Origin of the sequence: Stappia sp. MMSF_3263 (assembly GCF_030733745.1) — a bacterium.
Taxonomy (GTDB): Bacteria; Pseudomonadota; Alphaproteobacteria; order Rhizobiales; family Stappiaceae; genus Stappia.
In genome coordinates this window covers 1-21,796 of record NZ_JASHIK010000026.1, presented here as the reverse complement: position 1 = coordinate 21,796, position 21,796 = coordinate 1, and the positions used below count along the sequence as shown (strand labels likewise).

The 21,796-nt window shown below is 67.1% G+C and carries 23 protein-coding genes; 17 read left to right on the top strand and 6 right to left on the bottom strand.

What is annotated here, in order from left to right:
- Positions 1–54 precede the first annotated feature (54 nt).
- The 3 genes from RBB46_RS20765 to RBB46_RS20755 all read left to right on the top strand — a co-directional run bounded on the left by RBB46_RS20765 (position 55) and on the right by RBB46_RS20755 (position 1,641).
- Positions 55–900 carry an N-acetyltransferase gene (locus RBB46_RS20765; RefSeq protein WP_306030957.1) on the top strand — a complete coding sequence of 282 codons (846 nt, stop codon included), beginning with the start codon at positions 55–57 and terminating at the stop codon, positions 898–900.
- A 72-nt stretch (positions 901–972) separates the two neighbouring features.
- Positions 973–1,371, top strand: coding sequence for an 8-oxo-dGTP diphosphatase MutT (mutT, locus tag RBB46_RS20760; protein ID WP_306030956.1), 399 nt, complete (start codon positions 973–975; stop codon positions 1,369–1,371).
- A gap of 54 nt (positions 1,372–1,425) precedes the next feature.
- Entirely contained in the window at positions 1,426–1,641 is a 216-nt protein-coding gene (locus RBB46_RS20755; RefSeq protein WP_306030955.1) for a Flp family type IVb pilin, read from the top strand.
- Between the two features lie 21 nt (positions 1,642–1,662).
- On the opposite strand, the gene RBB46_RS20750 is transcribed toward RBB46_RS20755, so the two are convergent.
- From RBB46_RS20750 to RBB46_RS20740, 3 genes are all read right to left on the bottom strand, one after another.
- Complete coding sequence (locus RBB46_RS20750; RefSeq protein WP_306030954.1) at positions 1,663–2,592, bottom strand: class I SAM-dependent methyltransferase; 930 nt, start codon at positions 2,590–2,592, stop codon at positions 1,663–1,665.
- A gap of 98 nt (positions 2,593–2,690) precedes the next feature.
- On the bottom strand, positions 2,691–3,311 hold the full coding sequence (locus RBB46_RS20745; protein ID WP_306030953.1) for a glutathione S-transferase family protein: 621 nt from the start codon (positions 3,309–3,311) through the stop codon (positions 2,691–2,693).
- Positions 3,308–4,798, bottom strand: a complete 1,491-nt coding sequence (locus RBB46_RS20740; protein WP_306030952.1) for an MFS transporter — start codon at positions 4,796–4,798, stop codon at positions 3,308–3,310. Before RBB46_RS20740 ends, RBB46_RS20745 begins: the two co-directional genes overlap by 4 nt.
- Before the next feature lie 118 nt (positions 4,799–4,916).
- Between RBB46_RS20740 and RBB46_RS20735 the strand changes: the two genes are divergently transcribed.
- The 5 genes from RBB46_RS20735 (at position 4,917) to RBB46_RS20715 (ending at position 8,329) form a co-directional block, all read left to right on the top strand.
- Positions 4,917–5,579 (top strand): winged helix-turn-helix transcriptional regulator, encoded by a 663-nt coding sequence (locus RBB46_RS20735; RefSeq protein WP_306030951.1) that lies wholly within the window; start codon positions 4,917–4,919, stop codon positions 5,577–5,579.
- Positions 5,580–5,687: 108 nt separating this feature from the next.
- A complete protein-coding gene (locus RBB46_RS20730; RefSeq protein WP_306030950.1) occupies positions 5,688–6,515 on the top strand; it encodes a ComF family protein in 828 nt (275 codons plus the stop codon).
- Positions 6,516–6,648: 133 nt separating this feature from the next.
- A complete protein-coding gene (grxC, locus tag RBB46_RS20725; protein WP_306030949.1) occupies positions 6,649–6,915 on the top strand; it encodes a glutaredoxin 3 in 267 nt (88 codons plus the stop codon).
- Positions 6,916–6,947: 32 nt separating this feature from the next.
- Positions 6,948–7,802: a carbon-nitrogen hydrolase family protein gene (locus tag RBB46_RS20720; protein ID WP_306030948.1), complete on the top strand. Its 855-nt coding sequence runs from the start codon at positions 6,948–6,950 to the stop codon at positions 7,800–7,802.
- Positions 7,799–8,329 carry a DUF1178 family protein gene (locus tag RBB46_RS20715; protein ID WP_306030947.1) on the top strand — a complete coding sequence of 177 codons (531 nt, stop codon included), beginning with the start codon at positions 7,799–7,801 and terminating at the stop codon, positions 8,327–8,329. Before RBB46_RS20720 ends, RBB46_RS20715 begins: the two co-directional genes overlap by 4 nt.
- On the opposite strand, the gene RBB46_RS20710 is transcribed toward RBB46_RS20715, so the two are convergent.
- Positions 8,292–8,798 (bottom strand): MarR family winged helix-turn-helix transcriptional regulator, encoded by a 507-nt coding sequence (locus RBB46_RS20710; protein ID WP_306030946.1) that lies wholly within the window; start codon positions 8,796–8,798, stop codon positions 8,292–8,294. The two genes, RBB46_RS20715 and RBB46_RS20710, sit on opposite strands and share 38 nt — an antisense overlap.
- Before the next feature lie 103 nt (positions 8,799–8,901).
- Here RBB46_RS20710 and RBB46_RS20705 point away from each other — a divergent pair, with 103 nt between their 5' ends.
- The 3 genes from RBB46_RS20705 (at position 8,902) to RBB46_RS20695 (ending at position 10,280) form a co-directional block, all read left to right on the top strand.
- Complete coding sequence (locus RBB46_RS20705) at positions 8,902–9,312, top strand: VOC family protein (protein ID WP_306030945.1); 411 nt, start codon at positions 8,902–8,904, stop codon at positions 9,310–9,312.
- 68 nt (positions 9,313–9,380) lie between these two features.
- On the top strand, positions 9,381–9,734 hold the full coding sequence (locus RBB46_RS20700; protein ID WP_306030982.1) for a DUF1428 domain-containing protein: 354 nt from the start codon (positions 9,381–9,383) through the stop codon (positions 9,732–9,734).
- 72 nt (positions 9,735–9,806) lie between these two features.
- Complete coding sequence (locus RBB46_RS20695; protein WP_306030944.1) at positions 9,807–10,280, top strand: VOC family protein; 474 nt, start codon at positions 9,807–9,809, stop codon at positions 10,278–10,280.
- Here the strand turns inward: RBB46_RS20695 and RBB46_RS20690 are convergent.
- Both RBB46_RS20690 and ubiG read right to left on the bottom strand, forming a co-directional pair.
- Positions 10,277–10,972: an alpha/beta fold hydrolase gene (locus RBB46_RS20690; protein ID WP_306030943.1), complete on the bottom strand. Its 696-nt coding sequence runs from the start codon at positions 10,970–10,972 to the stop codon at positions 10,277–10,279. The genes RBB46_RS20695 and RBB46_RS20690 overlap by 4 nt on opposite strands.
- A 14-nt stretch (positions 10,973–10,986) precedes the next feature.
- Positions 10,987–11,754 (bottom strand): bifunctional 2-polyprenyl-6-hydroxyphenol methylase/3-demethylubiquinol 3-O-methyltransferase UbiG, encoded by a 768-nt coding sequence (ubiG, locus tag RBB46_RS20685; RefSeq protein WP_306030942.1) that lies wholly within the window; start codon positions 11,752–11,754, stop codon positions 10,987–10,989.
- 164 nt (positions 11,755–11,918) lie between these two features.
- Here ubiG and RBB46_RS20680 point away from each other — a divergent pair, with 164 nt between their 5' ends.
- The 6 genes from RBB46_RS20680 (at position 11,919) to clpB (ending at position 21,745) form a co-directional block, all read left to right on the top strand.
- Positions 11,919–13,169, top strand: coding sequence for an aspartate kinase (locus tag RBB46_RS20680; RefSeq protein WP_306030941.1), 1,251 nt, complete (start codon positions 11,919–11,921; stop codon positions 13,167–13,169).
- A gap of 91 nt (positions 13,170–13,260) precedes the next feature.
- Entirely contained in the window at positions 13,261–15,528 is a 2,268-nt protein-coding gene (ptsP, locus tag RBB46_RS20675; protein WP_306030940.1) for a phosphoenolpyruvate--protein phosphotransferase, read from the top strand.
- A 96-nt stretch (positions 15,529–15,624) separates the two neighbouring features.
- Positions 15,625–16,698, top strand: a complete 1,074-nt coding sequence (gene prfA, locus RBB46_RS20670) for a peptide chain release factor 1 (RefSeq protein WP_306030939.1) — start codon at positions 15,625–15,627, stop codon at positions 16,696–16,698.
- The gene (prmC, locus tag RBB46_RS20665; protein WP_306030938.1) at positions 16,695–17,588 is read left to right on the top strand and encodes a peptide chain release factor N(5)-glutamine methyltransferase; all 894 of its coding nucleotides are present in this window, start codon (positions 16,695–16,697) and stop codon (positions 17,586–17,588) included. The genes prfA and prmC overlap by 4 nt, the downstream gene beginning before the upstream one ends.
- A gap of 409 nt (positions 17,589–17,997) precedes the next feature.
- Positions 17,998–18,837, top strand: a complete 840-nt coding sequence (locus RBB46_RS20660; RefSeq protein ID WP_306030981.1) for a DUF4167 domain-containing protein — start codon at positions 17,998–18,000, stop codon at positions 18,835–18,837.
- Between the two features lie 307 nt (positions 18,838–19,144).
- Positions 19,145–21,745, top strand: coding sequence for an ATP-dependent chaperone ClpB (gene clpB / locus RBB46_RS20655; RefSeq protein ID WP_306030937.1), 2,601 nt, complete (start codon positions 19,145–19,147; stop codon positions 21,743–21,745).
- The last annotated feature ends 51 nt before the right edge of the window (positions 21,746–21,796 follow it).

The following is a 21,796-nucleotide window of genomic DNA, read 5'->3' as shown; positions in this document are numbered from 1 at the left end:
ATCCGGCCGGAGACAAGGCTGGCCGCGACATCCGGCCGGCGGGGAAAGCACGACATGAACCGGATTGACGGGGATCCGACGGCCGACCCGGCCGCCGGTGCAGACCTGGCCCTGATCAGGGCCATCGAGGACGCCAATCTCAACGGATTCCCGAGCGAACGGCTTGTCATGGACGGGAGCTGGCTTGCCCGGATATCGCCGGGCAATCCGGCGCGGCGGGTCAACTCGCTGAACGTGATGGATCCGCTCGACGATGCCGATGCGCGCGCGCGGCTCGACGCGATGCTTGCCGTCTTCGCCGACAATGACGTTGTCTTCCACCTGCGCCACACGCCACTGACGCCGCCGGCGCTGGTGGCGATCGCCGATGCCGGGGGCTGGGGCCGCACGGGCGAGACGGATGTCTGGATCCGGCCGATCGGGGTGGACGAGACGGAAGCGCGGGAGGTCGCCACGGCGGGGGCTGCGCGCCTGCGCTCCTGCACGCTTGAGGAATTCCTGTCGGCCTTCGCTGCCATTGGTGGCACCCGCCCCGAGGCTGTGACGCCGTTGGCCGTGACGCGGCTTGGCGACGCGCTTCAGCGGATCGCGGTCCGCCGGGTGACGCTGCTGGCCGAGGGTGACGACGGTCGCCCGCTCGGCGTGGTGCTTGGCGTTGCCGACCGCGACATGTTCGGCATCTACGACCTTGCCGTGGCGCCAATGGCGCGGCGGGCCGGTCTTGGCGCGCGGCTGGTGAAGGCGGCGATGGCGCGCGGGGCTGCCTCCGGTTGCCGTCTTGCATGGCTGCAGGTGACGGCGGAGAACGGGCCTGCCCGCGCTCTGTATAGGCGCCTGGGGTTTGGCGACGGTTATGCCTATCACTACCGCCTGCCGTCCGAGCACCCGCATGGGTCTTGATCTTTCAGCGTATTTCACCGGCATGGTGAGCGAAACCTTGCCGGTGCGTCCCGAAACGGAACGGAGCTGCCGATGAAGTTGCTGCTGGTCGCCGCCTGCGCCCTGCTCGATGCCGACAACCGCGTGCTGATCGCACAGCGCCCGGACGGCAAGGCAATGGCGGGCTTGTGGGAGTTTCCCGGCGGCAAGTTCGAGCCCGGTGAGCGGCCGGAGGATGCGCTCATTCGCGAATTGGCAGAAGAGCTCGGCATCACGGTTAAGAAAGAGTGCCTCGCCCCGCTGACTTTCGCGAGCCACGCTTACGAGGAATTTCACTTACTCATGCCACTTTTCGTGTGCCGACGATGGTCGGGCACGGTTGCGGGCCGCGAAGGCCAGGCGATCAAGTGGGTGAGACCGGTGCGGCTCAGGGACTACCCGATGCCGCCCGCCGACGAGCCCCTGATCCCGCATCTGATCGATCTCGCCTGAGAAGGGGAGCGATCCCTCCGTCCCGGCGTCAAGAGACAGACAGGGGCACGGCAGATGCAGTCACATCTCGAGAGAATGCGCGACCGTGGCGACCAGTTCGTCGATCTCGCTGGCACCCTGCGCCGGGACGAAGCCGGGGCCACGATGATCGAGTACGGGATCATCATGGGCCTTGTCTCCATCGCCATCATCGCGGCGCTGCTCAGCATCCAGAGCATGGTCGGGAACGACGTCTTCTCCGTCGTTGCGAGCGCCCTGTCGAATATCTGACCCCGTGCCTTGAAAGAACGTTCAGGAGGACCTCTCGCCAGGGTCCTTTTTTTTGTGCTCGATATCGGCCAGCGCGTCGGCGAGGCTGGCGCGCGCGCTGCCGGGCTTGAGCGGCTTCTGCTGGCTTTCGTGCGGAGCCCATCCGGACAGCGAGACGATGTCGAACGTGGCGCGGATGCGCCCGTCCGGATCGGCGTGGCGTTCGGCATAGATCCTGGACGCGCGGGCGAGAACGGCGCGCGACAGCGGCGTGCGGGCCCGCTCCAAGAGCATGTTGGCCGCGCCCATGGCGCGCAGGTCGTCGACCAGGCCGCCCATCGTGTCGTAGCGCACCGTCAGCCGGTCGACATCGGCAACGGGCAAGGCGAATCCGGCGCGCTGCAGCAGCGCCCCGAGGGCGCGGGTGTCGGCAAAGGGAGCGACACGCGGCGCGGCGCCGCCCGAGACCTCCATCTCGGCGCGCATCAAGGCGTCCTTCAATTCGAACAGCGTGTCGCCGCCCAGAAGAGCGGCAAGGAACAGGCCGTCCGGCTTCAGGGCCCGGCGGATCTGCGCGAGGGCGCCGGGAAGGTCGTTGACCAGATGCAGGGACAGGGCGGAGCAGACGAGATCGAGCGAGGCGCCGGCGAAGGGAGGCAGTTCATCGTCGATGACGAGATCGCAGCCGGGCGTCGCCGCGTCGGCGAGGAAAAGATCGGCGCGCAGCACGTGGTCGGCACGCCCCGAGGCGGCGATGGCATGCGCCAGATGGCCCCGGTGTCCGCCGAGATCGACGGCGACGGCAAACTGCCGGCTGACCGCCGCCAGGCGCTCGCCGAGATCGGCGGCCGCGTGGGCGAGCAGGAAGTCGATGCCGGGGGCTCCATTGGCGCGGGCAAGCGCCCGGGCCCGCCGGCGGGCAAGCAGCGCCCGGTCGAAAAGTTCCGGACGGCTGGTGTCGGATGCTGACATGGCGCGGCGGCTCCCGGTCCTTCACCGGCCTCCTGCCGGACTGCCGTAGGTAGCGCCCGCGCCGATCAGCCGCCGATCAGCCGTCGATCAATCGCCGATCAGTCACCGGCCGGGTCGGCGAAGGGCGATCGCCACGCTGGCAGCTCCATCAGACGGTCGTGCCAGCGTCTGACGGAGGGAAACGCGTCGAGCGGTATTCCCGCCTCGTCGGCGTAGGGAAGCGTCGTGGCGACGGCGAAATCCGCGAGCGTCAGCGTGTCACCGAGGAGGAAGCAGCGGTCCGAGAGGTGAGCATCAAGAATGGCGCCATAACGGCGGACATAGCCGAGCGCCTCTTCGACAGCTTTCCCGTCCGGCTCGCCGAGGCCGAACCTTTTGCGGATGACATGCTCGAAAAAGAGCTCGCCGGCGAAGCGGGAGAAATGGCTGGAACTCCAGTCGAACCAGCGGATCACCTCGACCTGGGCGTGGTCGCGCGGCCAAAGGGGCGAACCTTGCTTGAGCGCCATGTGACACATGATGGCGTTCGATTCCCACAACCGAAGCTCGCCGTCGACCAGTGCGGGCGCCTTGCCATTGGGGTTGATGGCAAGAAATTCCGGCGTGCGCTGCTCCCCCTTCATGAGGTCGAGGCGATGGAATTCGATGTCGAGCTGCAGATGACGCGCCACGGCGCAGGTCTTCCACGAGGCGGTGGTTTCGGCGAAATAGAGCTTCACGGTGTGTCTTCCCTTGTCTGGCGAGCGGGCGCGCGGTTGCGAATGAACAGGGTGAGTGCGGTGCCGGCGAGCGCGAGGGTGCCGCACAGGAGGGCGGACATCTGGAGTGCCTGTCCAAAGGCCGCGCGGGCTGGAAGCGGCAGGCCGTCGGCACCCTCCAGGCCCTGGCCTATGGGCATGGCGGCGAGTTCGGGAAGCTCGGCAAGCCCGATCCGGTAGAGGGCTGTCATCAGGCTCCCCAGGACAGCGATCCCGAAAGCGCCGCCAAGCTCGGTGCTGGCTTCCGAGAGACCGGCGGCAGCGCCTGCCTGGGCCGGCGGCACCGAGCCGACAATGACGTCCGTGGTGAGTGTGAAGACCGGAGCTAGCCCGAGCGAGAAAACGCAATAGCCGATCACAAGCAACGACAGCTCGGCCTCGCCCGCTGCGATGGCGAGAAGGCCGAAGCCCGAGGCGGCGACGAGAAAGCCGGCGGCCATGAGGGCAGGAGTGCCGATTCGCTGTGCCAGCATGGGGGCAAGCAGGGCGCCAGCGACGAAGGCGACGCCGGACGGGGCGGCGGCGATGCCGGCGTGCAGCTGCGAGAGGCCAAGTGCCAGCTGGAGATAGAGGGCGATCAGCAGGAAGCTGCCGAAGGCGATGAAAAAGCCGAGCACGTTGATACCAAGGGCCGCGGAGAAGCGTGGCGAGGAGAACAACGAGAGATCCAGGAAGGGAACCGTCAGTTTTCGCTGACGGCGGTGGAAAAGCGTGTAGGCGAGGACGAACAGGATCAGCGCGATACCTGCCTGTGCGCTCCAGCCATGCGCCGCCAACTGCTTGATCGCATAGACGAGGCCAAGGACGCTGAGCAGCAGCGCCAGTGCGCTCCAAAGGTCTGGCCTGGGCGCCTCGGGGTCGCGCGCCTCGGGCAGGAGCAGGGGGCCGAGCACCAGCAACAACGCCATGATCGGCAGGTTGACCAGGAACACGGAACTCCACCAGAAATATTCCAGGAGCAGGCCGCCGATCAGCGGGCCGAGCGCGCCGCCACAGGAGAAACTGGCGATCCACACGCCGATGGCCTTCTGCCGGTCGAGGGGATGGGGAAACAGGGTGCTGACCATGGACAGGGTCGAGGGCGCGAGAGTCGCGGCGGCAAGACCCATAAGTGCGCGCGCCAGGATCATCATCGGGGCCGAGGTGGAGAAAGCGGCGAAGGCGGAGGCCGCACCGAAGGCGAAGGCGCCGCAGAGCAGCAGGCGGCGACGGCCGATCCGGTCGCCGAACACGCCCATCGGAATGAGGGCGGCGGCGAGGACGAAACCGTAGATGTCGACGATCCACAAAAGCTCGGCCGGGCCTGGCTCGAGCGCGGCCGAAAGCTCCGGCATGGCCAGGTTCAGAACGGTGAGATCCATCGAGTAGAGCAAACAGGGCAAGGCGAGAATGGCCATCGCCAGCCATTGGCGCCTGCCTGCCCTTGGTTGCAGGTGTCCGTCGTCCATTGTCTCCTCCGCTGTTGATCTCGTTCGGGCGCCCGCTTGGTCGCCGCCATCGGGCGTGGTATCAATATAAAGGACTATTTAGTCCTAAAAGACAACTAATAAGTTCTGAAAGAGGATCATGAAGGGTCGAAGCTATGATGACGGCTGCGCCATGGCGCATGCCCTTGACCTGATCGGGGAGCGCTGGGCGCTTCTGATCGCGCGGGAACTCATGTTCGGGCCGAAGCGGTTCACGGACCTGCGCGAGGAGTTGCGCTCGATCAGCCCCAACGTGCTCACCCAGCGGCTCGAGGGCCTCGAGGCCTCGGCCATCCTGCGTCGCCGCAAGTTGCCGCCGCCGGCCGCTTCCTGGATTTATGAGTTGACCGAATGGGGACGCGAGCTGGAGGAACCGATCCTGTCGCTGGGCAGATGGGCGGCGCGCTCGCCCTTCCTCAGGCCGGACCTGCCGATGACCCGCGCCGGGCTGCTTCTTGCCCTGCGCGCCATGTATCGGCCGCGGAAGGCGGGTGGCTTCCGGATCCTTCTCGACATGCCCCGGGGAGGGGCCGTGGTCGCGGGAACGCATAAGGGTCTGGACATCCTCCAGGACGTCTCGGTCGCGGGAGCGCATGACGCGTCGATCACGGCGTCTTCGGACATTGTCGACGGCATCGTTTTCGGAAGCAGGACGTTGCTCGACGCGGTCGCGGCCGGCGATGCGCAGGTGGACGGCGACCCGGGCGCGCTGCAGCGTTTCGTGAAGGCGTTCCCGCTGCCCGAGACGGCTGCGGCGGACTGAGCCTTTCCGGCTGCATGCAATATCGCCTCAAGGTTGTGTTCCGCGTGTGTCCCGGGTTCAATGGCTCCCGTGTCATCTGCGGCCAGCTCGACAGGGATCAGGTGCGGCATGGACAGAACCGAGGACCCGGCGACCGGGACCCTGTCGCGGACCTTGTCCGCGGCGCCCGGCGCGATTGCGGAAACGATGACGCGGAGCATGTCCGGCCTGCTGCGTGTGCTGTTGCCGCCGACCTGCCTTGCCTGCGACCGGCTGGTCGCCAGCGACGGGTCGATCTGCGCCGCGTGCTGGGCCCGCATGCCCTTCCTGTCGCCGCCCTGGTGCCAGCGGCTCGGCGTGCCGTTCGCCTACGAACTGGGACCGGGCGCCCTGTCGCCGCAGGCGATCGCGCATCCGCCGGTCTTCGACCGCCTCAGGTCCGTTGCCGCCTATGACGGCCCGGCCCGGGCGCTGGTGGCGCGGCTCAAGTATCATGATCGTCCGTCGCTGGCGCCGGCGATGGGCGGCTGGATGGTGCGGGCCGGGGCGGAACTGCTGGCTGTTTCGCCGGACGGGGCCGCGCCGGTGCTTGTTCCCGTGCCATTGCACGGCATGCGCCGCTGGAACCGGCGCTACAATCAGGCCGGCCTGCTGGCGCGATCGGTCGGAGACAGAAGCGGTCTTCAGGTCGCCGCGCAGGCTCTCTTGCGCAAACGGGCGACGAAACGGCAGGTGGGCCTGGATGCGGCGGCCCGCGCGCGCAACGTGCGCGGGGCTTTTGCGGTGACGGAAGAGGGGGAGATGCAGCTCTCCGGCCGGCGGGCGGTGCTTGTCGACGATGTCTACACGACCGGTGCGACGGTGCAGGCCGCGGCGCGCGCCCTGCTGCGGGCCGGGGCGCTGTCGGTGGACGTGCTGGTTTTCGCCCATGCGGGCGCCGAGACGCCGCTCGGCTGACGGACGGTTGGGCGCGACCGGCGACGGCATGGCGGCAGGCAAGGGCTTGCGGCCAGCCGGCAAAGCTCAATATATGCTTGTCAAAGAGGAACGGGGTCGAATGGCCCCGTGGCCAACGCGGGAACGGGGTGCGATGTCGGTCGAGATCTATACGCGTCAGATGTGCGGCTATTGCGCAATGGCGAAGAAGCTCTTGCAGCAGAAGGAGGTGGCGTTCCGGGAAATGGACGCGACCTTCGATCCGGGGCTGCGCAAGGAAATGATCGAGCGTGCCGCGACCGGGCACGGCGGCACGACCTTCCCGCAGATCTTCATCGGGGAGACCCATGTGGGCGGCTGCGACGAGCTCATGGCGCTCGAGCGCGCCGGCAAGCTGGACGCGCTGCTCGCGAGCGCCTGAGGGCACTGTCGGTACAAGCAGGGACGAGGGACATGAGCGAACTTGTCGCGGCGGTCATCCAGATGCGCAGCGGGCGCGACCCGGGCGCCAATATCGCAGCGGCCGCGGCCCTGATCCGGGAAGCGGCCTCTGCCGGCGCCACCTATGTGCAGACGCCGGAAATGACCAATCTGCTGGAGAAGAGCCGGTCGGACCTTTTCGCCAAGATCGCGCCCGAGGGCGAAGATGCAGGCGTCGCCGCCTTTTCGGAGCTTGCCAAGGAACTGGGCATCTTCCTTCACGTCGGGTCGATGGCGATCCGCACGGGCGAGGCGAAAGCTGCGAATCGCGGCTTCCTGTTCGCGCCCGACGGCAGCCTGACGGCGCGCTACGACAAGATCCACATGTTCGACGTCGATCTGCCCAATGGCGAGAGCTGGCGCGAATCCGCTACCTACGGCCCTGGCGAGGCGGCGGTGGTCGTCGGGCTGCCGCAGGCGCGGCTGGGCATGGGCATCTGCTATGACATCCGCTTTCCCGCGCTGTTTCGCGCCCAGGCGGGCGCGGGCGCGGAGATCCTGACGGCGCCGGCCGCCTTTACCCGGCAGACGGGCGAGGCGCACTGGCACGTGCTGCAGCGGGCACGAGCGATCGAGAACGGGGCCTTCGTGATCTCCGCCGCGCAGGGGGGACGCCACGAGGACGGCCGAGAGACCTATGGCCACAGCCTGATCGTCGCGCCCTGGGGCGAGGTGCTGACCGAGATCGACCACGCCGAACCGGGATTTGCCCTGGCCAGGCTCGACCTGTCCCAGGCGGCCGAGGCGCGCCGCCGCATTCCGGCGATTGCCAACCAGCGCGGTTTCACAGTCCGGCAGGCGGGCCGCGAAACGGAGGCAGCCGAGTGATCCGCTACGCGCTTGGCTGCGACAACGGGCACGAATTCGAGGCCTGGTTTCGCGGTTTCGAGGATTTCGAGCGCCAACGGGACGCCGGCCTTGTCGCGTGTCCGGCTTGTGGGACGCTCCATGTCGAAAAGAAGCTGATGACGCCGGCCGTGGCGACCTCGCGGGCCCGCGAGGCGCGGACCGGACACCAGGTCGCGGCGGCGGCGGAAGCGGGCGTCGCGGGCTCCGGTCCTGCCGGGCCCGTCGTCACCGGATCGCAGCCCCAGGCCCGAACGGAACCTGTCGCCACGGCGACAGTGCCCGGACAGGCGGAGCTGATTGCCAGGCTGCGTGCATTGCGGGCGCAGGTGACGGCAAACGCGGTCGATGTCGGGGAAGCCTTTCCCGAGGAAGCGCGCAAGATCCATTATGGCGAGAAGGAAGCGCGCGGCATCTATGGCGCGGCCTCCAGGGAAGAGGTCCGCGAGCTTCTCGATGAGGGCGTTGCCGTCATGCCGCTTCCGGTCCTGCCCGAGGACCGGAATTGACGCGTTCCATCCCCGTCCCGCCCAGCGCGACCAGCATGGCCTGCAGATCGCCCTGACGGATCTCCGGCAGGTCCTCCTGCATCTCGGCATCGACAGCGGCATGTGTCGCCCGCCAGATGGGCAGGGCGGCGAGCAGGATCTCGTGCCCCTTTTCCGACAGTCGCAGGAGCCGGCTGCGCCGGTCCTTCGGATCCGGCTCCGTGATGACGAGCCCGCGCCGTTCGAGCGGCTTCAGGGCGGCCGTCAGCGTCGTGCGATCCATCGCCAGAAGACGAGCCACCGGCGCGACCGACGGCGGATGCGGTCGGTTCAGCGACATCAGCAGGGAAAACTGTCCGTTGGTGAGGCCGACCGGGCGCAGTGCCTCGTCGAACCGGCGCGCCAGCGCCCGCGCAGCACGCTGGGCATGCAGGCACAGGCAGGTGTCGCGCACATGGATCGTCGTATCGAACGGAACATTCTTTGACATGGCATAATTATGTTGATATCAACCTAAAAGTCAATACGCGCAAGGCGTGTGAAACACGTGTTTCACACCTTTTTTCGGCGCGGAGCGAGTACGGAGACGAAGTATGCCGAAGATGTTTTTCCTGAACCTGCCGGTTGAGGATGTCGCCAGGGCGAGACGCTTCCACGAGACGATGGGTGCGACCGCCGATGCCCGTTTCTGCGACGATCGGACCGCGGCGATGGTCTATTCGGACACGGTCGTCGTCATGCTGCTGGACCGGTCGCGGTTCGCCGATTTCACCTCCAAGGAGATCATCGACGCCAAGAGCCGGGTGCAGGGGTTGTTCTGTTTCTCGGCGGAGAGCCGCGCGGAGGTCGACGAGATGGTCGGCCGGGCCGAGGCGGCCGGTGGGCAGGTCGATCCGTGTCCGCTCCAGGATCACGGGTTCATGTACGGCCGCAGCTACGAAGACCCGGACGGTCACATCTTCGAACTGGTCTGGATGGACCAGGCGGCGCTTGCCCGGATGTAGACGGCGGACGGTAGAACGAGATTTCCACTCAACGACTGAAAATGCCGGGAGATACGGACATGGTTGCAATGGGTTATGTCGATGGTTTTGTGGTCGCGGTGCCGGCGGCCAACAAGGAAGGTTATCTGGAGCTCGCTGCCAAGGTTGCCCCCCTGTTCCGCGAGTTCGGTGCGACAAGGGTGGTCGAATGCTGGGGCGACGATGTGCCGGACGGCAAGGTCACCGACTTCCGCGGTGCCGTGAAGGCGACCGAGGATGAGGTCGTGGTTTTCTCCTGGATCGAGTACCCGTCCAAGGAAGTGCGGGATGCCGCCGTGCAGAAGATGATGACCGATCCGCGGATGAAGGACATGGGCGACGCCATGCCCTTCGACGGCAAGCGGATGATCTTCGGCGGCTTCGCACCGTTGCTCGACGCGTAAACAAGCTGGAGCGTGCCGCCCGCATTCGTTCGCGGGCAGGCATGCTCCGGACGGCAGGACAGGGAGGATCCGATGGCAACCGTTATCCAGCATCTGTGGTTTCGGGCCGACATGGCCGAAGCGCTTGAAACCTATGTCCGATTGATCCCCGGATCAGCTGTCGAGTGGACGTCGGCGCTGCCGGCGGAGTCTCCCTCGGGACCGGCCGGCAGCGTCAAGATCGCCGCCTTCCGGCTCGGCGACCAGCGCTATCGCGCCATTGAGACCGAGGCACCCTGGAGCTTCAATCACACGTTCTCGGTGATGATGGAATGCGAGGATCAGGAGGAGGTCGACCGCCTGTGGGACGGGCTCTCGGATGGCGGCGAGATCCAGCAATGCGGCTGGCTGCGCGATCGTTGGGGTCTCTATTGGCAGATCACGCCGCATCGCCTCACGGAACTGATGGGCGATCCGGATCCGGCGGTGGCCAAGCGCGTCGCCGAAGCCATGCTCACCATGGTGAAGCTGGACATCGCCGCCCTGGAAGCGGCGGCGGCCGGCTAGGGCGCCAGCCAGTCGCGCATCAGCTTGGTCACCGCATCCGGGGCTTCCAGCGTCGGCAGGTGGCCGGCGCCGACGACGGTCTCGAGCCGGGCCCCGGGGATCAGTTCGTTCATTTCCCGGGCCCTGTCGGGCGGCGTCAACCGGTCGCCGGCACCGACGACGACCGTCGTGGGACAGGAAAAGGACGGCAGGTCGGGTCGTGAATCCGGCCGTGCCAGGATCGCCTGCTGCTGGCGGATGAAGGCTTGCGCGCCGGTTGCCTCGGCCATCTGCAGGACGATGTTGCGCAATGCCGCGTCCTCCAGTCGGTTTTCATGGACAAACAGCGGGTAGAGGGCAGGGGCCACCTGGTCGAACTTTCCGGCCTCGGCGAGGCTTATCTGGCGGCGACGGTTCTCGGTCTGCTCCGGCAGGTCGGCGCGTGCGGTGGTGTCGAGCAGCATCAGCCGCGAGACGCGCTCGGGAGCGCGGCGCATCACCTCCATCGCGACATAACCACCCATCGACAGGCCTGCCAGGGCGAAACGCGCGGGGGCCTCGGCAAGCAGGCGCGTAGCGATGGCCGCAACGGTATCGTCGCTTCGGTGGTCGGCGACGGCGACCGAGATGCCGTCGGCCGCAAGGGCCGCGATCTGCGGCGTGTAGAGGGCCTCGGTGCAAAGCAGGCCCGGGACGAGAACGAGCGGATCCATGGAGCTGTTGCCTTTCATCGGGCCGGGCGCGAAAACAGCATCATGTAGTTGACGTCCATGTCGGACGAGCGCCGCCAGCTGTCGGCGAGCGGGTTGTAGCTGACGCCGCTGCGGTCGATCACTTCCAGCCCGGCGGCGGAAAGCGGGCCTTCCAGCTCGTCCGGACGCACCAGCTTGTCGAAATTGTGGGTGCCGACCGGCAGCCAGCGCAGCACGTATTCCGCACCGACGATGGCCAGCGCATAGGCCTTCAGCGTGCGGTTGATGGTGGCCATGAACATCAGCCCGCCGGGTTTGACCAGCCGCGCGCAGGCCTCCAGATAAAGCGGCACGTCGGCAACATGCTCGACCACTTCCATGTTGAGCACGACATCGAAACGCTCGCCGGCCTCCGCCAGAGCCTCCGCCGTGGTCGCCCGGTAGTCGACCGCAAGGCCCGAGGTTTCGGCATGGATCCGGGCCACCTCGATATTGGTCGCCGACGCATCGGCACCGGTCACCGCCGCGCCTAGGCGCGCCATGGGCTCGCACAGCAGGCCGCCGCCGCAGCCGATGTCGAGGATGCGCAGGCCGGCGAAAGCGTCGGGGGCCTTGGCGTCACGGTCGAAACGGGCCGAGACCTGCTCCTTGATATAGGCGAGGCGTACGGGGTTGAACTTGTGCAGCGGCCGGAACTTGCCGGCCGGATCCCACCACTCGGCGGCCATCGCCGAAAAGCGCGCCACCTCGGCGTCGTCGACCGTCCCTTTCGAAGCGTGCCCGAAATCGTCTGCCGCGCTCATGGCTGCGTCCCCCTGTTGGCTGACGGTTTGGTCGGCGGTCCGGGCGGCTTTGTCAAGCGCGGCGGTTGCGGTCGTCCGTCGCAGTCTGTATGGATGTGCGCCGATCCGGACGGCCCTCGCGGGCCGTTCGCCCCAACACCGTTTCGAGACATTCTACGCATCCCATGGCCCGTCTGGTTCTCAAGTTCGGCGGCACGTCCGTCGCCAATCTCGAACGCATCCGCAACGTGGCGCGGCATGTGAAACGGGAAGTCGATGCCGGCCATCAGGTCGCCGTCGTCGTCTCCGCCATGGCCGGCGAGACCAACAAGCTGGTCGGCCTGTGCCGCGAGGCATCGCTGCTGCATGACGCACGTGAGTATGACGCAATCGTCTCCTCGGGCGAGCAGGTGACGAGCGGCCTGCTCGCCATCGTGCTGCAGGACATGGGCGTCGAGGCGCGCTCCTGGCAGGGCTGGCAGATCGCGCTGAAGACCGATTCCCAGCATGGCGCCGCGCGGATCACCGAGATCGACGGCAGCCGGCTGATCGAGCGGCTGGAAAAAGGCCAGGTGGCCGTGGTCGCCGGCTTCCAAGGGGTGGCGCCGGACAACCGTATCGCGACGCTCGGGCGCGGCGGCTCGGACACCAGCGCGGTGGCGCTCGCCGCCGCGATCCGCGCCGACCGTTGCGACATCTACACGGATGTCGACGGCGTCTACACGACCGACCCGCGGATCGTGCCGCGCGCCCGCAGGCTGGAGCGCATCGCCTTCGAGGAGATGCTGGAAATGGCCTCGCTGGGCGCCAAGGTGCTGCAGGTGCGCTCGGTCGAGATGGCCATGGTTCACGGGGTGCGCACCTTCGTGCGCTCCAGTTTCGACGACCCGGATGCGCCGCAGGTCGGCGCTGGCGGCCTGCCGCCGGGTACACTCATCTGCGACGAGGACGAGATCGTGGAACAGCAAGTTGTCACCGGCATTGCCTTCGCCAAGGACGAGGCGCAGGTCTCCATCCGCAACGTGGCCGACAAGCCGGGCGTCGCCAGCGCCGTGTTCGGTTCGCTGGCGGACGCGAACATCAATGTCGACATGATCGTCCAGAACATATCGCCGGACGGGCGCACCACCGATATCACCTTCACCGTGCCCGAAAGCGACTACGATCGTGCCTTCGCAGTCCTGCGCGAGAAGAAGGACCTGATCGGCTACCAGGCGATCGAGGGCGCGCGCGACGTGGTCAAGGTGTCGGTGATCGGGATCGGCATGCGCTCCCACGCGGGCATCGCGGCGCGCTGTTTCCAGGGGCTGGCGGACAAGGGCATCAACATCCGCGCGATCACCACGTCGGAGATCAAGATCTCCGTTCTGATCGATTCCGCCTATACCGAGCTTGCGGTGCGGACTCTCCATTCGCTATACGATCTGGACGGGTGAGCGTCCGGCAACCGCCGGCAACGCTTCGTATCGGATGCGGCGTGCCGCGTCCTGGACCCGTGCAGGCAGTGCGGAAGGGGCTTGACGGGTGATGCGGAGCACTCTCGCCGGGCCGCGCGTGTTGTTGCGGCGCCTCCGCGAGGTCATGGCGGAGCCGATCAACGCGCAGGAGCGGCTCGACAAGATCGTTGTCCTGATCGCGGCCAATGTGGTGGCCGAGGTGTGCTCGGTCTATATCCTGCGCGCCGACGGCGTGCTGGAGCTCTATGCCACCGAGGGCCTCAATCGCGATGCGGTCCACAAGACCAGCCTGAAGGTTGGCGAGGGCCTTGTCGGCCTGATCGCGGCGGATGCGCGCCCGCTCAATCTTCCCAACGCCCAGGCCCATCCCGCCTTCGCCTATCGTCCGGAAACGGGCGAGGAAGCCTATAATTCCTTCCTCGGCGTGCCGATTCTGCGGGCCGGGCGCACGCTTGGCGTGCTCGTCGTCCAGAACCAGTCGCACCGGACCTATTTCGAGGACGAGGTCGAGGCGCTGCAGACCACGGCGATGGTCATCGCCGAGATGGTCGCCGCCGGCGAGCTGGAGGCGATCGTCCAGCAGGGCACCAAGCTCGACCTCTCGCGGCCGATGCATTTCCAGGGTGTGGCGCTGTCGGACGGCGTCGGGCTCGGCCACGTGGTGCTGCACGAGCCGCGCGTCGTCGTCACCAATCTGATCGCGGAGGATGCGGCGGCCGAACTGGAGCGGCTCGAGCGTTCGATCAACCGGCTCAGGATCTCGCTCGACGACCTGCTCAATTCCGGCGATTTCGCCCAGCATGGCGAGCACCGGGAGGTGCTCGAAGCCTATCGCATGTTCGCCCACGATCGCGGCTGGATCCGGAAGATCGAGGAGGCGATCAACAACGGCCTGACGGCGGAAGCCGCGGTGGAGAAGGTCCAGTCGGATACCCGCGCGCGGATGATGCGCCAGACCGATCCCTACCTGCGTGAGCGGTTGCACGATCTGGACGATCTGGCGCACCGGCTGATCCGCGAGCTGATGGGGCGCCAGCACGGGCCGGTCTCCGAAAGCCTGCCGCAGGACGCGGTGATCGTCGCCCGCAACATGGGCGCGGCGGAGCTGCTCGACTATGGCCGCGACCGCATCCGCGCGATCGCGCTGGAGGAGGGCGGGCCGACCAGCCATGTCACCATCGTTGCCCGTGCGCTCGGCATTGCCGCGGTCGGCCTTGCGGAAAACCTCGTCAGCCTGGCGGAGTCCGGCGATGCAGTGATCGTCGATGGCGAAAGCGGCCAGATTCACCTGCGTCCGGCTTCCGACATCGAGAATGCCTACGCGGAAAAGGTGCGGTTTCGCGCCCGCCGCCAGGCCCAGTACCGCCGGTTGCGCAACAAGCCGTCGATCACCCGCGACGGTGTCGAGGTCTCACTGCAGCTCAATGCCGGCCTGCTGGTCGATCTTCCGGCGGTCTCGGAGTCCGGGGCGAGCGGTGTCGGCCTGTTCCGCACCGAACTCCAGTTCATGGTCGCGTCCGCCTTTCCGCGGATGAGCGAGCAGAAGGACTATTACCGGCAGGTGCTGGACGCGGCCGGAGGCCGGCCGGTCACTTTCCGCACGCTCGATATCGGCGGCGACAAGGTGCTGCCTTACCTGCGCGCCATCCAGGAGGAAAACCCGGCGATGGGCTGGCGGGCCATCCGCTTCGGCCTCGACCGGCCGGGCATCCTGCGCACCCAGATCCGGGCCCTGCTGCACGCCGCCGCCGGCCGCGACCTGAAGATCATGTTCCCGATGGTCACGGATGTATCCGAGTTCCACCAGGCGAAGGCCGTCCTGGAGCGCGAGATCAAGCACCTGCGCCGGCACGGGCACCAAGTGCCGGAACGGATGCAGCTCGGCGTGATGATCGAAGTGCCCTCGCTGCTCTACCAGCTCGACGAGCTGTTCCAGGCGGTCGATTTCGCCTCGGTCGGCTCGAACGACCTGTTCCAGTTTTTCTCCGCGGTCGATCGCGGCAACACCCGGGTTGCCGGCCGGTTCGACACGATGAGCCCGGCCTTCCTGAGGGCGCTGAAGCACATTGTCGACAAGGCCGACAGCTATCGCACACCGGTGACGTTGTGCGGCGAGATCGCCGGCCGCCCTCTCGAGGCGATGGCGCTGGCCGCGCTCGGCTACCGGAGCCTGTCCATGTCCGCCTCAGCGCTGGGACCGGTCAAGGCGATGGTGCGTTCTCTCGATCTCGCCCGCCTGTCGGCCCGCTTCCTGCCGCGTCTCGACCAGCCGGGCGGCACTGGCCAGCTGCGCGAGTTCCTGCGCGGATTCGCTCAGGACAACGATACGGCGTTGTAGCGAGACACTGTCCCGCCGGTCCGGCCCTGTTGGATTTTCCGGGCCCTGTTTTCGCCCTCGTTCCGACCCGCTTTCAATCAAGGATGCTCACACGCCATGATCTCGGCGGAAAAACTCGACGGTCTCCTGTCCCGGTTCGCTGAAATCGAACACCGGATGACACAGAACCCGGACCCGACCACCTATGTGAAGCTGTCGCGCGACTATGCCGAACTGGAGCCGCTCGTCGCGCGGGTGATGTCGTTGCGCAGGGCGGAGGAGGAGCTTGCCGGTGTCGAGGCGATGCTGGCCGATCCTGCCGCCGATACCGAGATGCGGGCGCTTGCCGAACTCGAACAGGGGGAGCTTGAGGAGAGCGTCGAGGCATTGCGGCAAGAGGTGCGCATCGGCTTCCTGCCGCGCGATACCGCCGATGACCGCAACGCCATCCTGGAGGTGCGCGCCGGCACCGGCGGCGACGAGGCGGCGCTGTTCGCGGGCGACCTCTTCCGCATGTACCAGCGTCACGCGCAGCTTAAGGGCTGGAAGGTGGAGGTCCTGTCGGCGAGCGAGGGTGAGGTCGGCGGTTTCAAGGAAGTGATCGCGTCCGTTTCCGGAGACCAGATCTTCGCGCGATTGAAATTCGAGTCCGGCGTCCACCGCGTCCAGCGGGTGCCGGAAACGGAATCGGGCGGGCGTATCCACACATCGGCGGCGACCGTCGCAGTGCTGCCGCAGGCCGAGGATGTCGATGTCGACATCAATGACGGCGACCTGCGCATCGACACGTTCCGCGCCTCGGGCGCCGGCGGGCAGCACGTCAACACCACCGATTCCGCCGTGCGCATCACCCATATCCCGACCGGCATCGTCGTCGCCGTCCAGGACGAGCGATCGCAGCACAAGAACAAGGCCAAGGCGCTGCAACTCCTGCGCGCCCGCATCTTCGACGAGGAGCGGGCAAGGCTTGCCAGCGAGCGCACCGAGGCGCGCCGCCTGCAGGTCGGTTCCGGCGACCGTTCCGAGCGCATCCGCACCTATAATTTCCCGCAAGGGCGGGTCACCGACCACCGGATCGGCCTGACGCTCTACAAGCTGCCGGAAATCATCTCGGGCGAGGCGCTGGACGAGGTGATCGACGCGCTGGCCATGGATCACCAGGCGACGCTGCTTGCAGCGGAAGGCCTGTGACGGGACGGCCGGAGGACAGGGACCAGGCGGTTCCGCTCGGCCGGCTTGTCCGCCAGGCCCGGGACAGGCTGGCAGCCGGGGGCATCGACACGGCCGCGCTCGATGCCCGGCTGCTGGTGACCGGGGCGGCCGGGCTCGACCCCTCACGGGCGGTGCTGGAGCCGGATCTGCTGATGGAGGCGGGGGTCGTCGCCAACGCGACCGGGTTCATCGAGCGCCGGCTTGGCGGGGAGCCCGTCGGCCGCATCCTTGGCCGGCGCGAGTTCTGGGGACTGGAGCTGGCGCTGTCGCGGGAAACGCTGGAGCCGCGCGCCGACACCGAACGGCTGGTCGAGGCCGTGCTGGACTGGTGCGACCGCACGGGCGGGCGCCAGCGGGCCTTGCGCTTCGCCGATATCGGAACGGGCAGCGGGGCCATTGCCATCGCGCTGCTCAGCGAGTTGCCGCAAGCGCTCGCGCTTGCCGTCGATATCGCACCGGGTGCGCTGGCGACGGCACGCGGCAACGCCCTGCGCTGCGGGGTCGGGGAGCGCTTCCTGGCGGTGCGGGCGGATCTTGCGGCGGCGATTGCGCCGGGATGCGATTTCCTTGTCTCGAACCCGCCCTATATATCGACCCGAGAGGCCGCCGGCCTCAGCACCGAAGTGGCACGTCACGATCCCGCCCTGGCGCTTTTCGCCGGACCGGACGGGCTTGATGCCTACGCGGCAATGCTGCCTGAGGGACGTCGCGTCCTTGGCCGTTTCGCTCCGTTTTTCATGGAGATAGGGGCTGCTCAAGCCGCTGCGGTCAGTCGGCTGGCGCGTGATGTTGGATTCGAGGATATCGAGGTATTTCAAGATCTTGGCGGGCGTGATCGGGTCGTGCGGACGCGATGTGTTGCAAAATAGCGGCAGAATCGGCGCTTGTGAAAAAGACGCTTGGAAAAGCGGGCGGAACCGGCTAGTTTCACCTCGCCGAGGCCCGACGGGGGTGGCGTAGAAAGCCACGGGTAGGCAGATCGGAAGTTTCGAGGCTTTTCGTTCCGGCCACAACTCGTATCGCATGGCGGAGTACACCGTCGGCAAGACTGCTCCGGCGACCCTGAGGTCGGGGGCACTCGGCAACGGCCTGTTCAAGATGAACCCTTAAAGTCTTGCGGGGACATTCGGCGTTTGCCGGAGGTCGTCCATACGAAGGTCTCTTGTTCGGATCACGCAACACCGACTTCGTGTCGTTGCGATTCATGGAGCCGACCCTGTTGGGGTCGGACTGTTGACCGGATTCAACCGGTCGCCGTTCGTGAGAGAAAACGGCAGAATGAGACCAGGAAATCAGAACAACAAACGTATTCGTGGCCGGGGCCGCAAGGGACCGAATCCGCTTTCGCGGACGTATGAGTCGAATGGCCCCGATGTGAAGATCCGCGGAACCGCGCATCACGTCGCCGAGAAGTACCAGCAGCTGGCGCGTGACGCAGCCGCCGCGGGCGACCGGGTGATGTCGGAAAACTATTTCCAGCACGCAGAGCATTATCTCCGGATCATCGCGGCCGCGCAGCAGAGCATGCACCAGCCCGTGGTGTTGCCGCGTGGCGATGACGGCGATGAGGAGAGCGACGAGGCGGAGGAGCGGAACGAGCGCGCGGAGCGCAGCGAGCGCAATGACCGTCGCGACCGCGATGACCGCAGCGAGCGCAATGACCGCCGTGACCGGGATGATCGCCGTGACCGGGATGCGTCGCCGGCCGCTTCCGGCAAGCCGGTGATGCCGCTCGATGCGCCGCAGCCTTTTGTCGAGAACATGCCGGTGCTGAACAGCAAGGCGGCAGGTGCGGGACAGTCGGCCGAAGCCTCGCAGTCCGATGGCGGCGAGGACGAGGGGGCCGACGACAACGGTGACGGCGACGACCGCAGCCGGCGCAGGGTGCGCGGCGCACGGGGTCGCGGCATGCGCCGGGCCCGCTCGGGCGGTGGCGACGACGCGGGATCCGACGCCGCAGCGAGTTCGGAGGCTGTCAGCGGTGATGACGCGCCGGCCGCCGAGACCGCTCCGGCACTCGCCGGGGGTGAACCCGAAAAGAAGCCGAGAGCCCGCCGGGCGCCGCGCACGCGCAGCGCCAAGCCGACGGAAGCGGAACCCGCCTCCAGCGACGCGTGAGGCCGGTGTCCGATGGTGCCGGCTCGCCAGGAAGCGGCGCTGCGGGAACATCGTCTGGCAGAAGAAAATGAAAGGGCCGCGGTTTCACCGCGGCCTTTTTCTTTGCCGGTTCTCCCGCAGCCGCGGTGCTTGGCTGGCGCTGCGGCTTGTGAAAAATCGAACCGCCTAAGGGCTTCCCCTCTTTTGTGGTCGAAATGCAACACTATATCCTGTGAGCGGCTGCAAGACGGCCGCGCGGGTGCCGTAGCGGGCCCGCAGTCCGAAAAGGCCTTCTCGCTTCGGGGGACGGCCGGATCTGGAGGTAAACATGGATTTCGAGAAATACACGGAGAGAGCGCGCGGCTTCGTTCAGTCGGCGCAGTCCCATGCGATCGGGCAGTCGCACCAGCAGTTCGCGCCGGAGCACATCCTCAAGGTTCTGCTCGATGACCCGGAAGGGCTGGCCGCGGGCCTGATCGAGCGCGCCGGCGGGCGGGTCAAGGACGCGCTTGCCGCGACCGAGAAGGCTCTTGCCGGCCTGCCGAAGGTCTCGGGCGGCGGCGGGCAGCTCTATCTGGCGCCCGCCCTTGCGCAAGTGTTCGACCAGGCGGAGAAGATCGCCCAGAAGGCCGGCGATTCCTACGTTACCGTCGAGCGTCTGCTGCTGGCGCTGGCCATGGCCAAGGAGACCGAGGCGGGCAAGGCGCTGGCGGCGGCGGATGTCACGCCGGCACGGCTCAACGAGGCGATCAACGACCTGCGCAAGGGACGCACGGCCGACAGCGCCTCGGCGGAAAACCAGTATGACGCGTTGAAGAAATATGCCCGCGACCTGACCCAGGTGGCGCGCGATGGCAAGCTCGATCCCGTGATCGGTCGTGACGACGAGATCCGTCGCACCATGCAGGTGCTGTCGCGGCGGACGAAGAACAATCCGGTGCTGATCGGCGACCCCGGCGTCGGCAAGACCGCGATCGCGGAAGGCCTGGCGCTCCGGATCGTCAATGGCGACGTGCCGGAGAGCCTGAAGGACAAGACGCTCCTGGCGCTGGATCTCGGTGCGCTGATCGCCGGCGCCAAATATCGCGGCGAGTTCGAGGAGCGGCTGAAGGCGGTGCTGTCGGAAGTGCAGTCGGCGGCCGGCGGCATCATCCTGTTCATCGACGAGATGCACACGCTGGTCGGTGCCGGCAAGGCGGATGGCGCGATGGATGCATCCAACCTGCTGAAGCCGGCGCTGGCGCGCGGCGAACTGCATTGCGTCGGCGCGACGACCCTGGACGAGTACCGCAAGCATGTGGAAAAGGACGCGGCGCTGGCGCGGCGCTTCCAGCCTGTCTTCGTGTCCGAGCCGACGGTCGAGGACACGGTCTCGATCCTGCGCGGCATCAAGGAGAAATACGAACTGCATCATGGCGTGCGGATCACCGATTCGGCGGTCGTGGCGGCGGCGACGCTGTCCAACCGCTACATTACCGACCGGTTCCTGCCCGACAAGGCGATCGACCTGATCGACGAGGCGGCCAGTCGTCTGCGCATGCAGGTGGACAGCAAGCCGGAGGAACTGGACGAGCTCGACCGGCGGATCATCCAGCTGAAGATCGAGCGCGAGGCGCTGAAGAAGGAGACCGACGACGCGACCATGGATCGGCTCGACCGGCTGGAGGGCGAGCTTGCGGACCTGGAAGAGGAATCCGCCGCATTGACGGCCCGCTGGCAGGGCGAGAAGGAGAAGCTTTCCTCCGAGCAGAAGCTGAAGGAGCAGCTGGAGCTGGCCCGCATCGATCTGGAAAAGGCGCAGCGCCAGGGCGACCTGGCGAAAGCCGGCGAGATTGCCTATGGCGTGATCCCGGGCCTGGAAAAGGCTTTGGCCGACGCGGAGGCCAAGGAAGACGTCGCCGGCGCGATGGTCGAGGAGGCGGTGACCACCGACCATGTCGCCCATATCGTGTCCCGCTGGACCGGCATTCCGGTCGACAGGATGCTCGAGGGCGAGCGCGAGAAGCTTCTGCGGATGGAAGACGAACTGGCGCAGCGGGTGATCGGACAGCAGGAAGCGGTGCATGCCGTGTCGACGGCGGTGCGGCGTGCGCGCGCCGGATTGCAGGATCCGAACCGGCCGATCGGCTCGTTCCTGTTCCTGGGGCCGACGGGCGTGGGCAAGACCGAACTGACCAAGGCGCTGGCCGAATTCCTGTTCGACGACGAGACCGCGATGGTGCGCCTCGACATGTCGGAATACATGGAGAAGCATTCCGTCGCCCGGCTGATCGGCGCGCCTCCCGGCTATGTCGGCTACGAGGAAGGTGGCGCCTTGACCGAGGCGGTGCGACGGCGGCCCTATCAGGTCATCCTGTTCGATGAGATCGAGAAGGCCCATTCGGACGTCTTCAACGTGTTGCTGCAGGTGCTCGACGACGGCCGCCTGACCGACGGGCAAGGCCGGACGGTCGACTTCCGCAACACGCTGATCGTGCTGACCTCGAATCTCGGTGCCGAGTATCTCGTGGGGCAGCCGGACGGGGAGGATTCCTCGGCTGTGCGTGATCAGGTGATGGCGGTGGTGCGTTCGGCCTTCCGCCCCGAGTTCCTCAACCGGCTGGATGACCAGATCCTGTTCCACCGGCTGCAGCGCTCGCAAATGGCGGCCATTGTCGACATTCAGCTGAAACGGCTGGACGGCCTGCTCGCCGATCGCAAGATCCGGCTGGTGCTGGACGAGGGCGCGCGTGGCTGGCTGGCCGAGAAAGGCTACGATCCCGCCTATGGCGCAAGGCCGCTGAAGCGGGTTGTCCAGCGTGAGGTGCAGGACCCGCTCGCCGAACTGATCCTTGCCGGCAAGATCGCCGATGGCCAGTCGGTCGAGGTGTCGGCCGGGTCCGACCGGTTGCTGTTCAAGGTGACGGAGCGCGAGGCGGCGGCCGCCTGAGGCCGCCGGCCGGGACGGTTTCAGACCAAAAGTGAAGAAGGCCCCCGGCGG

Coding starts and splice junctions, on each gene's coding strand:
- ptsP (WP_306030940.1), top strand. CDS start 13,261: ATGCGGAGCACTCTCGCCGGGCCGCGCGTGTTGTTGCGGCGCCTCCGC.
- RBB46_RS20660 (WP_306030981.1), top strand. CDS start 17,998: ATGAGACCAGGAAATCAGAACAACAAACGTATTCGTGGCCGGGGCCGC.
- RBB46_RS20740 (WP_306030952.1), bottom strand. CDS start 4,798: ATGGACGACGGACACCTGCAACCAAGGGCAGGCAGGCGCCAATGGCTG.
- RBB46_RS20680 (WP_306030941.1), top strand. CDS start 11,919: ATGGCCCGTCTGGTTCTCAAGTTCGGCGGCACGTCCGTCGCCAATCTC.
- clpB (WP_306030937.1), top strand. CDS start 19,145: ATGGATTTCGAGAAATACACGGAGAGAGCGCGCGGCTTCGTTCAGTCG.
- RBB46_RS20710 (WP_306030946.1), bottom strand. CDS start 8,798: ATGTCAAAGAATGTTCCGTTCGATACGACGATCCATGTGCGCGACACC.
- RBB46_RS20755 (WP_306030955.1), top strand. CDS start 1,426: ATGCAGTCACATCTCGAGAGAATGCGCGACCGTGGCGACCAGTTCGTC.
- RBB46_RS20765 (WP_306030957.1), top strand. CDS start 55: ATGAACCGGATTGACGGGGATCCGACGGCCGACCCGGCCGCCGGTGCA.
- RBB46_RS20695 (WP_306030944.1), top strand. CDS start 9,807: ATGGCAACCGTTATCCAGCATCTGTGGTTTCGGGCCGACATGGCCGAA.
- RBB46_RS20700 (WP_306030982.1), top strand. CDS start 9,381: ATGGGTTATGTCGATGGTTTTGTGGTCGCGGTGCCGGCGGCCAACAAG.
- RBB46_RS20720 (WP_306030948.1), top strand. CDS start 6,948: ATGAGCGAACTTGTCGCGGCGGTCATCCAGATGCGCAGCGGGCGCGAC.
- prfA (WP_306030939.1), top strand. CDS start 15,625: ATGATCTCGGCGGAAAAACTCGACGGTCTCCTGTCCCGGTTCGCTGAA.
- RBB46_RS20735 (WP_306030951.1), top strand. CDS start 4,917: ATGAAGGGTCGAAGCTATGATGACGGCTGCGCCATGGCGCATGCCCTT.
- RBB46_RS20730 (WP_306030950.1), top strand. CDS start 5,688: ATGGACAGAACCGAGGACCCGGCGACCGGGACCCTGTCGCGGACCTTG.
- RBB46_RS20690 (WP_306030943.1), bottom strand. CDS start 10,972: ATGGATCCGCTCGTTCTCGTCCCGGGCCTGCTTTGCACCGAGGCCCTC.
- ubiG (WP_306030942.1), bottom strand. CDS start 11,754: ATGAGCGCGGCAGACGATTTCGGGCACGCTTCGAAAGGGACGGTCGAC.
- grxC (WP_306030949.1), top strand. CDS start 6,649: ATGTCGGTCGAGATCTATACGCGTCAGATGTGCGGCTATTGCGCAATG.
- RBB46_RS20705 (WP_306030945.1), top strand. CDS start 8,902: ATGCCGAAGATGTTTTTCCTGAACCTGCCGGTTGAGGATGTCGCCAGG.
- RBB46_RS20750 (WP_306030954.1), bottom strand. CDS start 2,592: ATGTCAGCATCCGACACCAGCCGTCCGGAACTTTTCGACCGGGCGCTG.
- mutT (WP_306030956.1), top strand. CDS start 973: ATGAAGTTGCTGCTGGTCGCCGCCTGCGCCCTGCTCGATGCCGACAAC.